11 protein-coding genes are annotated in these 13,297 nt (G+C 48.7%); 1 reads left to right on the plus strand and 10 read right to left on the minus strand.

Features of this window, described 5'->3' with window-relative positions; translation table 11 throughout:
* Positions 1–35: 35 nt before the first annotated feature.
* The 4 genes from VLX68_02640 to VLX68_02655 all read right to left on the minus strand — a co-directional run bounded on the left by VLX68_02640 (position 36) and on the right by VLX68_02655 (position 7,067).
* The gene (locus tag VLX68_02640; protein HUI91122.1) at positions 36–1,997 is read right to left on the minus strand and encodes an alkaline phosphatase family protein; all 1,962 of its coding nucleotides are present in this window, start codon (positions 1,995–1,997) and stop codon (positions 36–38) included.
* A gap of 247 nt (positions 1,998–2,244) precedes the next feature.
* The gene (locus VLX68_02645) at positions 2,245–3,618 is read right to left on the minus strand and encodes a hypothetical protein (protein HUI91123.1); all 1,374 of its coding nucleotides are present in this window, start codon (positions 3,616–3,618) and stop codon (positions 2,245–2,247) included.
* A 79-nt stretch (positions 3,619–3,697) separates the two neighbouring features.
* Entirely contained in the window at positions 3,698–6,490 is a 2,793-nt protein-coding gene (locus VLX68_02650) for a DUF4982 domain-containing protein (protein ID HUI91124.1), read from the minus strand.
* 400 nt (positions 6,491–6,890) lie between these two features.
* On the minus strand, positions 6,891–7,067 hold the full coding sequence (locus VLX68_02655) for a hypothetical protein (GenBank protein HUI91125.1): 177 nt from the start codon (positions 7,065–7,067) through the stop codon (positions 6,891–6,893).
* Between the two features lie 305 nt (positions 7,068–7,372).
* On the opposite strand from VLX68_02655, the gene VLX68_02660 reads away from it, so the two are divergent.
* Positions 7,373–8,422, plus strand: a complete 1,050-nt coding sequence (locus VLX68_02660; protein HUI91126.1) for an IS481 family transposase — start codon at positions 7,373–7,375, stop codon at positions 8,420–8,422.
* Positions 8,423–8,496: 74 nt separating this feature from the next.
* Here the strand turns inward: VLX68_02660 and VLX68_02665 are convergent, their stop codons facing one another.
* The 6 genes from VLX68_02665 to VLX68_02690 form a co-directional block, all read right to left on the minus strand.
* On the minus strand, positions 8,497–9,021 hold the full coding sequence (locus VLX68_02665; GenBank protein HUI91127.1) for a hypothetical protein: 525 nt from the start codon (positions 9,019–9,021) through the stop codon (positions 8,497–8,499).
* A gap of 125 nt (positions 9,022–9,146) precedes the next feature.
* Positions 9,147–9,641, minus strand: a complete 495-nt coding sequence (locus tag VLX68_02670) for a hypothetical protein (protein HUI91128.1) — start codon at positions 9,639–9,641, stop codon at positions 9,147–9,149.
* 13 nt (positions 9,642–9,654) lie between these two features.
* Positions 9,655–10,146 carry a MarR family winged helix-turn-helix transcriptional regulator gene (locus VLX68_02675; GenBank protein ID HUI91129.1) on the minus strand — a complete coding sequence of 164 codons (492 nt, stop codon included), beginning with the start codon at positions 10,144–10,146 and terminating at the stop codon, positions 9,655–9,657.
* 75 nt (positions 10,147–10,221) lie between these two features.
* Positions 10,222–11,001, minus strand: a complete 780-nt coding sequence (locus VLX68_02680) for a hypothetical protein (GenBank protein ID HUI91130.1) — start codon at positions 10,999–11,001, stop codon at positions 10,222–10,224.
* A gap of 45 nt (positions 11,002–11,046) precedes the next feature.
* A complete protein-coding gene (locus VLX68_02685) occupies positions 11,047–11,541 on the minus strand; it encodes a hypothetical protein (protein ID HUI91131.1) in 495 nt (164 codons plus the stop codon).
* 203 nt (positions 11,542–11,744) lie between these two features.
* Entirely contained in the window at positions 11,745–12,506 is a 762-nt protein-coding gene (locus VLX68_02690) for a hypothetical protein (GenBank protein HUI91132.1), read from the minus strand.
* Positions 12,507–13,297 lie beyond the last annotated feature (791 nt).

Raw genomic sequence — 13,297 nt, forward strand, 5'->3', positions numbered from 1 at the left:
AGACGGCCGAGTCTTTACATATAGTAATGGCGCGTTTACGGCGTTGACGCCGGTCCGGGCGGCGGATTGATGGGCAGCACCACCGGCTTTCGCGGCGCCTGCGCGAAGTCGAAGTCCCGGATGAGCTCGCCCAGCTGCGGCATGGCCTCCCGGACGGTCGGCCTCGAATCCGCACGGCCGTCCGTCGCCGGATCAAGCCTCGCACCTGTCAAGAAAATGTCCTCGACGAATTTCAGGTAGGCGTCGTGGCTCAGGAGCTGGTGATCGATGAACCCCTTCCGCGCATAGGGGCTTATCACCATCGCCGGCACGCGCAGCCCGTAGCCGTTCTGGTCCACCTTCGGCGGCGCGACATGGTCGTAGAAGCCGCCCCAGTCGTCCCAGGAAAGGAATATCACGGTACTGTCCCACAGCGGACTCTGCATCACCGCGTTGATCAATCCGGTCACGTACGCCTGTCCGGCATGCACCGAGGCCGGAGGATGTTCGCTGATGGCGTCCTCCGGGCATATCCAGCACACCGACGGCAGGGTGCCCGCCTTTGCGGCGGCGAAAAAGCTGTCGATCACCTGGATGTTTTTGAGCTGGTTGTTCTGGTGTACCGAGGTGAAATTGGGAAGCGGGTTCCAGATGCTCGGCACCTTCGCCTTGAGCGTGCCGGGTATGCACGTCTCGTCACCGTTTGGACAGTCGGGCTCGTAGCCTTCCGTGAGGTAATACGCCCAGGCGATCTTGTTCTTGTGCAGCAGGTAGGTGATTTCGGTCCATGCCCACTTTGCGGTATCGCCCATCGAGGTCGTTCCGTTGCCCGGGTTGTCAATGTTGCTCACGCAGCTCATGGGATCGTTCGGGTCGGTGCATTTGGCGGACCATCCCGAGATCATGAAAAGGTGGTCGGGCAGGCTCCACGATTCGTTGGGTTCGAACAGACGGTCCTGCAGTACGAAGCTGTCGGCGTAGGTCCAGTAATTCGGAATTTCGCGGGCGTCGTGCCAGCCCATGACGTCGATGGTGCTGCCGCCGGTGCAGGCCGGATTGTTCGGATTGGTGCAGCCCTTGCTGCTGCGTTCGGCATTGATGATGAATCCGTCCATTTTTCCGTCGTCGATGCAGAGTACCGCGGCGGGGTTGCCGTGGGCGCCGCCGCCGTTGACATCGGCCGTGTCGTGATACGGTTTCTGGCAGGCATTGATGATCGTATCGAGATTGCAAACCGTGGGAACGCCGTTCACCATGGGAATGCCGTCCGCGCCGGGAAAGGTTCCGAAGTAGTGGTCGAAGGAGCGGTTCTCCTGCATGATGACCACCACGTGCTTTATCTTGGCGCGCGCCGCGGAAAGATCATAGGACGTCGGCGTCAGGTAGATGATCAGGCTGTCCTGGGCCAAACTTGTCAAAAGGCAATTTGCGGTATCGTATCCGGTTTTGAAGACGCGCAGGGTGTCAGCCAGCACGGCCGCCTCGGCGGCCTTGGAAAGCGGCTGCACCGCAACCGCGGCAGATATGCCCCGCGCACCCGCCCGCACCGTTTCCCTCATCGACATGAACGAGAACGTTTCGGTGATCGCCTGCGTCCGGATCTCGCACACCAGAAGACCTGCCGGCAAGGGCCCGGGCGAGAGGTTGAAAATCCCCTTGTCCAAAAACCGGTTCATCGAGAAGACCCGCTTGCCCCGGAGATCGTGAATACGGACGATCACCACGCCGGCCTTGTCGTTGCTGAACACGATGCGCCCGCGCTCAAAAGCGCTCTTGACGGCCGCGGCATGCGGCGTTTGCGACCCGTTGCGAACACCGTTGCCCGGGCGAGGTATCTGAAAACTTCCATCGGCCTTTGAGGTATCGGTCATTCCGGAGTTTTTGACAAGAGACAATGCCGCGGCCTTGACAGGCGCGTCGGAATAGCGGTCGCGTACGTATCCGCTCAGGTTGACGGCGGTTTGCGCGGCGGCAATGCTGAAAGCCATCGCAATTACGACACAAATACGGTACATCATGCGCCCTCCCTCAGGCCTATTAAATATATCCCATTCCTTGGAAGATAAAACGCCTTTTCTCATCGCCCTCCATGCAAGGCAATATAAGGTTTTTTTTCACCTTATGCTGCACCTTGTTCCTCCTCCTTTGCCCAACAAATGGGAACGGCCATTGTAATTCCAACGGTCAGGAAATAAAAAAGCCCACGCACCGGCTGGCTGGTGGGCTTAAACGCCTTGTCACCCAAGTTTTATAAATATACGGTGGTCAATTGCCCCCGACAACAACGCGCTTCATGATTCCGTCCGGGGTCACAATGTAATAAACACCCGAGTAAAATTTTTTCGTAGCCAAGGCATTTGAACCGACACGGCGGCCCCTGATATCATAATAATACCGTATGCCTTCCAGCGGCACGCTGCGGTACTGCAAGCGGTTGCCGTGCAGCGGCGAAATGGTGCCGACGCTCGGGTTTATCCAAACCGCGGGATGGCTGAGCCTTTTCCCTCCGGTCAGGTGGAGAACCATGGTCCAGGTGTTGGTGGGGTAATGGACGAGCCATATGGTGCCCGAGTCCGGAAAACGGCTGCCGGCACATGAATCCGGGGGATTGCAATTGCCATAGGCAAGGCAATCACCATCGCCGACGAGGTAACTGGTGTCGTTGGAGTAGCACCAGTCCTTGAAATCCGACCAGAAATTACTTGAAAGAGAGCCCTGGCCATGAGTGGAGTCTTTGGGATTAAGGAACAAATATTTCTTTGGCGCCCAGTTTACGCTGACAGCCATGGTCTTTTCAAGAACAGCTTGGTACCCGACCGCGGGCGCGGTCTTTTCCTGAAATGGGAGAAGAATAAAAGATTTATGCCTCAACAGACAGAATTCATCCGCCATGCACCCGCACCATTGGTCATATCCGGCGTTGTTGCAGGTGATGTAGCCGTCATGGGTAATGGAGCACATGCAACCGAATGCCGGAAAATCATTGTTGGCGGGTACGTAGAAATCGGCGTCGGTGGCGGCGCCGGTGGCGGGCAGGGTGACCATCTTGGGGGCATAGTGCGCGTCATCGATCCTGGTGAAAAAATGGTTGCGGGCGCAGCCCATTGAAAACTCGCATTGCTCATTGAATTGCGCGATGATATGGTCGGTGCCGAAGGTCGGCGCCGCACTTGCCGAAAAGGTGACGGGAACCGCGTGAACAACTTTGTCGCCGTTTTCCCGGTAAACCACCTCCAGTTTCCCGCTGGGGGCGCTCCACCAAAAGGTGCAGCTGCCGTCGCTGCCGGAGGGATTGGTGGCCGGGACAGACGTCTTGAACTGGCCGTCGATGCGGATGAGTTTGACCCCGCCCGAATTATAAAGCACCCACTGACCGTCCTCGGTGATCTGGGTGCTGGTGGTATGATCACCGGTGGTGTTTGGAATCAAGGTGGGGTTGTCCTGGTCCAGGGAAGACGTGTACAGGCCGCCGTTATTTGCGCCCGCAACAACGGTCCCCTTGACGGGAAGAACTGCCCCGGAATCAAGGTATTGCGTGATGTTTACTTTGCGGACAAATGCCGGACATGTCTGCGCCGAAGCCATGCCGGCGCAAACGAGAATGGCTCCCGCCAACAGAAATGCGTTGATCCTTCCCATGAGGCCTCCTCTTTTTTTGTTAATCGTTTTACTTATTGTAAAGGGGCGCGGCACCCGCGCCCCCGCAATCCGTTCCAGCTTATTTCAATACCACCACTTTCTTGACAAACGTTTTTCCCTGCTCAACCGCGCATCTCACAAAATACACGCCGTTGCCGCCTGCGCCGGACGCGCCGCCGGCGAGCTTCAGGGAATGCCAGCCTTCGGCCTGTTTCAACCGGTCGACATGCTTGACCACTCTTCCGCTTCCGTCAAGCACGTCGAACGTCAGCGTGGCGGCCACATTGAGGCAATACCGGAGCACGCGGCCCGACATGACCATCTGCACCTCCGCCTGCGACGCCAGGACGCGGCTCACCAGCGGCCTCAACACGGAAACCGGCGGGATGGGCGGAATCGGCACCGTGGTGAAGGTGGCCGTGCCCTGCCCGATCCCGGGCGACGTCGCCGTGACGGTCACGGAACCGTCCGTGAAGGTCGACCGCACCGCGATCTTGCACATGCCGCCCTCGGCCGTAAGCTCAGGGTCGAACGGCGCATGGTGATAGGCGCTGCCGCCCGAGGTGTTGTTGTCCGCGCCGCCGCAATAATAGCCGGGACCCGACACGCTGAACGTGACGTTGGGCGTTGACGTGGGACACCAGTTGCCCTGCGCATCGACGATGGTCGCAAGGATGATGGCCGCGTCCGTGCCGTTGGCCTGGATCTGGAACGTGGTGCCGTCGTCGGGCCGCACAATGGGCGGCATCACCGTGAGCTGGACATGGTCGGGCGCGCCCGCGGTCTTCTTCTCGTCAAAGCAGACCACGTTTCCGTTTGCGTCAAGTCCCTCGGCGCGCAGCGTGCCCGCGGCGAAAGCCACGTTCCACGAGCACTGCATGGGCAGCATCGCGGTGCCCACGGTGTCGGGATATGGCGTTTTGACGCCCTGGTCCGCACCGTTGATGAGCAGCCTTACGCTCGGGCAGTTTGAAAACACATTGACCGTGGCGCCGTTCTGCCAGTGACGCGCGAGGTTGACAACCGGTTTCACGGCGTAATTCGTCCAGCACGCCTGGTAGATCTTGTACATCATCTTGGGAATGCGGCTCCAGTCCATCATGGCGGTGCCGAAGGACCTGCCCACGCCGTCCTCGCCCGGGGTCTCGGCCATGTACCACTGGACCAGGCCGAAGCAATGCGCCTTCTTGCTGTTTCTCCAGTTGTTGATGTACTCGCTCGCCTCGTTGATCTCGTTGTCGTAATCAAACCTGAATCCCCGGCTGTTTCCGCTCCACGACTCGGCGCCCCACGACGGAATGTTGGGGTAATTGATCTGATGAAACGGCACCTCGCAGCCGGTTCCCGAACAGGAAATGATGCTCACGATCCCCGCGTTGAACATGGGCACGGCGAGCCAGTATCCGCGGTCAGACATCGCGCGCGTGTTGACAGGGTCCCACACGCTGTCCACGTAGACGCGGAGGTACCGCTCGAGCGTGCTGTCGATCGGGCCGTTGCTCACTTCCCATGCAATAATAGAGGGGTTGTTCCGGTCGCGAACTTCCAAGTCCCTGTGCAGCATCTTCTTGACAGGGACCTTGCTGATCGGGTTGTTGATATATACGGTTTGTAAATTCCCCTCGATGTCGCCGCTCGGCTGCATGAGCATGATGCCGTACGCGTCGCAGGCCTCCACGAACTCGTGGCTGGTGCTCGCGTGGCCGGGCCTCCACAGGTTTCCGCCGCAGTCGGCCATGATCTTCGCGTCACGCCACTGCACCTCTGCGGGGACGGCGGAGCCGAGGGCCGGGTAATCGTACCGTGACGCACCACCCCACAGGTAATGCGGGTGGCCGTTGAAAAGCGGGAAATCCTTGTTCCACGTGATCACGCGGATGCCGAGCGGGCTTCTGAAAATGTCAACCACCGCCCCGCCGATCTGCACGATGTGGTAGACCTTGTACATATACGGCTTGCCGTAGATGCTGTTGTTCGGATACCACAGGTGCGGGCCCGCGACGTCGCCGGTCTGGTCGAACACGAAGCCGCTGTCGGCCGGGATGGTCTGCGTCTTGTCCATGGAAAGCACCACGACGTTGGCGGAATCGACCACCTTGGTGGTGAGTGTCACCGTCTGCGCCGCCCCGCTCTCGTTGGTCACGTGCGTGAGGACCCTCAGCGTGGCCGATGCGTCCGACGCGCTCACGGTGGCCACATACGTCCCCCAGTTATTGACGACGGAATATACGTTTTCCGGAATGTAAACCTTGTTGGTCACGTGCATGTACACGGGCCGAAACAGCCCGCCGTCGCCCATGCCGTATTTGTAGGCCTCGGCGAAACCCGGGTCGTTGTAGAACCCGCCGCCGGTGTTGCTCACCTTGACCGCCAGGACATTGTCGGCGCCGCCGAACAGGACATACGGCGTGATGTCAACGATGAAGCCGACAAACCCGACCACATGCGTAGCGCTGGGATTGCACGTGTCGTTGCCCTTGCAAAACGTGCCGTTGATGTACACGGCCGCGCCCTGGTGCGCTCCCCCGAACTCCACGAATATCTTGTGGCCGGAATACGAATTGTCAAGCGTAAAGTGTTTCCGGTACCACGTGGTCGCGCCCAGGTTGTTGTCCGGGCCGCCCGCGGCCATGTTCAGAAACGAGCAGGAATCGTCCCACGTGTAGGGAATTCCCACGGTGCGCCACCCCGCGTCGTTGAAACCCGGGCTCTGCGGGTTGCCCCCGACGTCGTTTCTCACGAACTTCCACGGCGTTGCGCCCAGGTTGATCTTGAGCCTGATGCCTGGGTCCGGCGTGTAGGTCTCTGCCCAGCATATCGAGGCAGCCAGCATGAGGCCACCTATACCAGCAATAATTATTTTTTTGAACATGGTAACGTCTCCCCCTCTTGAAAATGACGTTAATCGCTTAATTGGTTGTTTTCAATTATGGCTGCACATGCAAAATATAAGGTATAATGGGGGGTTTGTCAACACCAACAAAATTTAAGAATGAGGCTTAATCCGCAATGTTTTCTTTCCCGGTTAAGAAATATTGGAACAGGAATTGTGGATTTCACTTAATAATGGATAAAATGACTGCTTGGATGAACTTAAAAAAGTTGTTTTCACGGCAGCAGCCATATGGAGATAACCGCAGACAGATCTGGAAGATGGCTAAGGGTGTTTGCAAATGCGGAAGGTCATGATTTAGCGCGTTGTTATACCCTCTTTGATTCTGTCTTTCCTGAATCCCAATTTGAATTTATTGTATTGATTATCTGATATTAATTCAATGTTCAGCTTTCCAATCCCATTTGTCATGAGTTACTCGAATTTCCTTAATTTCTTCCTCTGAAAAAGGAATTCCGACGTATCCCCTAATTTGTGTGATAAATCCACCGGAATGGATGGCCTGCTTAAATTCCCTTCCATCCTTCAGAATTACGGTAACAACCTGATAATCCATTCCTGTTTCCGTTTGATCGAGGAGTACTTGTGCCCATTTGTCCGATAATCTTAGCATTTCATTTTGCATTTCTAATTTTGGGTATAACGCCGCGCTAATATGCCGGACTACGACCGCATTTTCTCTCCGCAAACCACCAATCTTATATGAAGAACCAACCGCCCGTGAACAACAGGTGCTTGCAGATGCGGACGGTTGTATTGATATAGTATTCACCTGACACTTGACCAGAAAAGTGTGGTCATAGTTCCTCTGTCGAGTATTTTGGTTTTGCGGAACTAAAATTACTCAAAAGGAGGTGTTCTATGACCACGGAAGGGAAAATAGCTCGTCGCAAGCTAAGTCTCCTCGAACTTGCTTCTGACATGGCCAATGTTTCCAGGGCGTGTCGTATCATGGGCTATTCACGCCAGCAGTTCTATGAGATCCGTCGCAACTATCAGACCTATGGCTCCAAAGGCCTTTTAGACCGGATTCCAGGCCCTCGGGGACCACATCCTAACCGCGTGAGTGAAGAGATCGAAAAGGCTATCCTTGAGCATTGCTTGCATTATCCCACTCAAGGCTGCATTCGTGTCTCGCAGGAACTGCAGCTCAAAGGCACCAACGTCAGTTCCGGTGGAATTCGAGGTGTATGGAGCCGGAACAATCTTCTAACGAAGCATGAGCGGCTGTTGCGTCTGGAAAAGGCCGTCAGCAAGACAAAGTTCCAACTTACTGAACAACAAGTGCGACTCCTGGAACACTTCAGCCCAGAATTTCGTGAACGGCATATTCAGACGTCCGCCCCAGGAGAACTGGTTGCCGTTGATACGTTCATGGTTGGCTCTCTCAAGGGCATTGGACGAATCTATTTGCAAACAGCGATTGATTGCTATTCACGATACAGTTGGGCTCGGTTGTACACGAACAAGCTTCCTGTAACCGCAGTGCACTTGCTCAACACAGATGTTCTGCCTTTCTTTGAGAAGCATAGATGCCCGATACAGACGGTCCTGAGCGACAACGGCCGTGAGTTCTGCGGTCGCCCGGAAAGGCATCCGTATGAACTCTTCCTGCAGCTCGAAGGAATAGAACACAGAAAAACACCTATACGGCGTCCGCAAAGCAATGGTTTTATTGAACGGTTACACAGGACCCTTCTTGACGAACACTTCCGCACCAAGGGACGAGAGAAGTGGTACGAAAGCCTGGAACCGATGCAGAAAGATCTCGATGTCTATCTCATCCACTACAACACCAAACGTCCGCATCAAGGCCGTAACATGAACGGACGGACGCCAATACATGTATTTTCACAAGGTGTCAAAGAGCTCAAGGAAATGAACAAAAACATCAAGAAAAAAGCAGCATAAATCTCAATGCTTGACAGAGGCAACTGTCAGGTGAATACCATCACTGTACAGGACGGTCATGATTTAGCGCGTTGTTAGAAATTGTATCCTAATTTCAGTGCAAATGATGGTTGTAAAGTAAAATTGCCGTTTGGATATATCACGTATTCGTATGGTTTTAAAATATGCTCAATAAAGAAACCACCAAATATAGACAAAGTAATTTTGGAAAACGTAAAACTTGGATTTATTCTTAATCCATAATCCAATTCAAATTGTGTTTCACGTAATGTATCTTCATAAATTTTGTCAAAATAGCCAGTTGTGACAATCAAATCTGATCCTAATTCAAATATTCTCTTTTTAATAAAAATGTATCCAAATGACAAGCTTGGAGCAATATAGAATTTGTAATTATAATAATAATTATTCCAGTTACAAAATAGTACTGAAGCAAGAATGTGAGGCGAAAAAGCAATATAAAAATTATTAATATTTCTTTGGTATTCAATTCCAAATAAATCTGGATATCCCAATTCCAATGATATTCTATTATCTTTCCCAAATAGATTGCTGCTAAGAATTGAAATGAGGAAAATAATAAGGATACTTTTTCTCATTCTATTTTCCTTTTTCTAATTGCTAACGTGCGGTTAACCTGCCGACGCGGGAAACGCGACCAAGGGGAGCGTTTGGGTCCCGCGTTCGGTCATGGGTTGAACCGCTTGTTATAGCCCTTTTCTTGTCAAGGTCCCATTATTTGAGTTAGAAATTCATTCGGAATGTAGTCAACAATGTCCAATTTCAATTCTTCCTTAACAAACCGGGTAATAAATGCCATTGCATTTTCAATATGAAATGAAGCATCGTCAGCACTTGGGTTTGAATATTTGTGTTGAATACTATTTCTTTCTTCATGCAGTAATTCCAGATTTGGCTTTTCAGGAATAACACAATGCAATTCTTTCTCAATAATATCGTAGGCTCCCCAAATTGTGATGGTCTCTTTCGGCCCTTTATAGATTGATTTGCCGCCAATTCGGACTCTTTCTTTCAGTAATAGCTCGATTGATTGATCCACATGCAATAAGGCAAATTTCATATCAGTAGTAGTATCGCTACGCAGAAAGTGCCAAAGACCATGCTCTAAAACTTCAAAAGCCGACCTGAGAATTGGGGATAATGAGGTTTTTAAGGAGCCACGAGGCGGAGATGCGGCCGCAACTCTTTTTGTGCGCATATAAAGCAAGCTCCTAGTTATTTGTCTTTGTTAACGTCTCTTCGACATATTCTAAACCAGTTCTTGTTAAGGTGTAGAGCTTCTTAGGCTTATTTTTACTATTCATTGATTCCATTATTAATCCCCGTTTGATGTCCCTGAAAAGCATTTGGCTAGTATTTGATATTTCCATTTTTGCTTCGTAGTAGCATGAATTAATATCTGCAGGGGAAAATTCACTAACTCCAGAGTATTTTTCAAGATAGTAGCCAAAGGCAAGAACGACATCCGTGTGTTTCTTTGCTCCAGTTTGCCTGATGAATTCGCCAACAGATAATTGTTTGCCTGAAACAGAAATAGGTTTCTGGGGCATTTTAGCCTTACCTGGCTTTGGATCTTCTTCCCTAATTTGAGTTTTCACTCCTAGTTCAAATCGCTTAAGCATCTCAAGTACAAATGCTTTATCCCCTTCGGCTTCAAATTGCTGATCACCTTTCGCGAACTTCACTCGGAATAGAATTGACATAAAAACCTCCTTTAAAGTTTAATTTCTTGATTTTTTGTTGTTCTAGAACCGTTGCCCTCACAAGGCGTGGCGCAGCTAGTCATTATGTTTTATTTTTTCCCAAGCATCCTTCAGTATCTTTTTTGCAACCTTTTCATACATGTGGATGGAATATTCAAGTTCTACTTCATCATGACTGCCCTTATTGGAAATATTACGCTCATTGCCGAACATTGACATCATAACTTTGATCTGTTCCAATATTATTCTATTCTCGGGATTCTTATCAAAGTCTGGGGACAACATCAGTTCAATTTTAAAAGATAATAATGCGCATTTTGAGTATATTGCGTACAATTGATCATCCGAAAGTGATTGCAATCCAGGCATCCTAATTCCTAAAAGATTTAAGTGGTATCTTCCAATATTATCACGAAAATCGCTTAACAAGGTCCGTAATTCATTTATCCATATTTGCCTGTTTGATGAAACAATTTGAGCATTGATTTGCTTATGTGCTATTATCATTTGGGCCTTAATGTTTCTTTTTGATATAATTATTTGAACAATTGAACCTACAAGGACACCCAAGAATGCAATAATCGCAAGAAGTACTTCGATAACTGATGGGGTCTTTGATCGTTCTCTCAATTCCTTATTACGGGGTCGCAAGGAATCACAACAAGTATTGATATTATTTACAATCTGCGATGGACAACAAACTGTATCATGTGTTGCAAAATGAACAGGTTTCAAGGTTTTTCTTAGAATGAGCTTTTTAATGCATGGACATGTATCACCACCTAAACTATCGTTAGCATTACTAAAAACATTTATTGCGATAATGAAACCTAGAACCAACGCTCTTATAATCATTAGCCATTCCTTTTGGAAACGTTGTTACAGTCTCAAAGGGTTCAATTAGTTTTTGCTACTGGATTTGTCTTTTTGATTGAAACGTTTCAAAAGAGATTCCATTTCCATTTCATTCTTTTGTATCTCTTGTATTCTTGTCCGTTGCAATTCTATTTCTTGTTTATATCCTTGTTCTAATCTGGTCTCTTTGAAAGCCAAGTATCCTATGTATGCTTGAATTACTATTGCGCTAGACATTATTACAGTTGCAATTACAAGAATAAGATTTAGCCAATATACTTTGCGATCCAGTTTATGCGTATTGTCGCTATTTTGCTTCAAAGTAGACATTAGATTTGCTATGCTTGTATTCATGGACGTCGTTAAAATATTAATAGCAGTTTCTAATTTAACGGCTACTTTTTCTACCGCATTATTCGTTGTTTCTGACGTATTCGTATTATTCGTAATATTCTTTTCGATTTGATCTTGTATAGATTTTATGAATCTGTCTTGATTATCTTGTGCGATTTCAGCAGCTGACTTAATATATTTCTTCATGGATTTATTCCTTTCTTTTTCTAATATTTGTGTGGCTATAACGCCGCGCTAATATGCCGGACTACGACCGCATTTTCCCGCCGCAAACCACAAATCTTGTATGAAGAACCAGCCGCCCGCGAACCAAGGGTGTTTGCAAATGCGGACGGTCATGATTTAGCGCGTTGTTAGGCATTAAGATGACTTGTGTAAGCATAATACCGCTAGTTGTCAAATAGAGGTAATCGTTCCAAACTCATTGATCTATTGATTGTCTCTTTTATGTGAGGTTTCACAGCATCGATGCAGTTATTAAAATAGAATAGCCCTCTACTTTCATGATAATTGTAGTAGTGAACAAAATAGAAATTCTGCTTTAAAATGTCATCGGTATACCTACAGTCGATGCAATAGTAAAATTCCTTTTTATGTATAGCCAGAATGCGTGGTTTGAATTCTAACTCCATTGTGATACCTGGTTCCAAATGCTCTGACTGCAAGGGGAAAGCGGCACTTGATCGTAAGCCTGAGAAATCTGGTGTTACAAAAAAGGCTCTTAATACGAGGTTGTCAGCTTGTCTCTTACCAACATTTGAGTATAGGGTTAGGATTTGAGGACTTATTGAATCGGAGGAAATAACTTCGGTGCTTGCAATTTTACTTTCTCCTAATGCAATGACCGGTCTACCAGAATATAATTGTGTATGATACGTTTGGACTGCCACACCAAGTTGCTGATCTATTATTTCCATTTGCTTGCTAGAAATACTTTGAAGCATCTTGATTTGGGATACTATCGAGTCATTTAAATCTTTTGAATATTTCAGTTGAAGTTTGAAAAGACTGTCAGCAGCAATGGAGTTTTCTATGAATTGTCGGTTAGATTCTGTTAATGTTTGCCGTGCTACTATGAGTGCGATAATCGCGACAGTCAGCATTGCCAGATTTAGCAGTAAGGAAACAAGAGGGTTTGTAAGCCATTTCATGACGATACCTACATGATATTTCTTTTAAAGAATCGTATTTATTTTTCTTTTATAATGCCTAACGCCGCGCTAATATGCCGGACTACGACCGCATTTACTCTCCGCACGCCACCAATCTTGTATGAAGAAACTGCCGCCCGCGAACCACAGCTGTTTGCAAATGCGGACGGTCATGATTTAGCGCGTTGTTAGGCCTTTTTTATTGTATTTCCTTGGAAAATATTCTTTTCCTGCCTGCCATAAGTATTTGTCAATTTCCTTTAATGTAAATTCATTTAACCCGAAGTAACGTTGGAAATTGACAAGTATATTTCTATACTTTTCATATTCTTTCAAATCTGATTTCTGAAAATTGCAGAAGTTATAAGTTATCTTAAAATGACAAATAATTGTTTCCACATAATAATCAAAAATGGGATATATTTCTGGCTTATGGTGGCTGCAATATTTGGTTGCGAAGGAATAGAAATTGATTTGCTTGTTGTGATTCATTTTAATGCTTGCGATATTATTAACTAATGATAAATCATTTTCGTTTAACCTTTTGTCGATATTCAAGGAAACGATGTGGTCGGCAACTTTAAATGGGGAAAATATATTTGTACTGTAAAAATCGTTCAGAGCGCAGACCTTAATTAACACATCGTCCATATTTGTATTTTCCGGATATGTCTTAGTAAACAATTTTCGCAAGCTGCTTTCTTGTAACACATAATTTTGCAACGAATCCCATTTATCCAAATAGTGTCTAATTATTTCCGTTGATGGCTTTGTAATATTCATAATTTTCA

This window comes from Chitinivibrionales bacterium, from assembly GCA_035516255.1.
Lineage (GTDB): Bacteria > Fibrobacterota > Chitinivibrionia > Chitinivibrionales > FEN-1185 > FEN-1185.

Coding starts and splice junctions, on each gene's coding strand:
- VLX68_02655 (HUI91125.1), bottom strand. CDS start 7,067: ATGGATTATCAGGTTGTTACCGTAATTCTGAAGGATGGAAGGGAATTT.
- VLX68_02670 (HUI91128.1), bottom strand. CDS start 9,641: ATGCGCACAAAAAGAGTTGCGGCCGCATCTCCGCCTCGTGGCTCCTTA.
- VLX68_02675 (HUI91129.1), bottom strand. CDS start 10,146: ATGTCAATTCTATTCCGAGTGAAGTTCGCGAAAGGTGATCAGCAATTT.
- VLX68_02640 (HUI91122.1), bottom strand. CDS start 1,997: ATGATGTACCGTATTTGTGTCGTAATTGCGATGGCTTTCAGCATTGCC.
- VLX68_02685 (HUI91131.1), bottom strand. CDS start 11,541: ATGAAGAAATATATTAAGTCAGCTGCTGAAATCGCACAAGATAATCAA.
- VLX68_02645 (HUI91123.1), bottom strand. CDS start 3,618: ATGGGAAGGATCAACGCATTTCTGTTGGCGGGAGCCATTCTCGTTTGC.
- VLX68_02660 (HUI91126.1), top strand. CDS start 7,373: ATGACCACGGAAGGGAAAATAGCTCGTCGCAAGCTAAGTCTCCTCGAA.
- VLX68_02650 (HUI91124.1), bottom strand. CDS start 6,490: ATGTTCAAAAAAATAATTATTGCTGGTATAGGTGGCCTCATGCTGGCT.
- VLX68_02680 (HUI91130.1), bottom strand. CDS start 11,001: ATGATTATAAGAGCGTTGGTTCTAGGTTTCATTATCGCAATAAATGTT.
- VLX68_02665 (HUI91127.1), bottom strand. CDS start 9,021: ATGAGAAAAAGTATCCTTATTATTTTCCTCATTTCAATTCTTAGCAGC.
- VLX68_02690 (HUI91132.1), bottom strand. CDS start 12,506: ATGAAATGGCTTACAAACCCTCTTGTTTCCTTACTGCTAAATCTGGCA.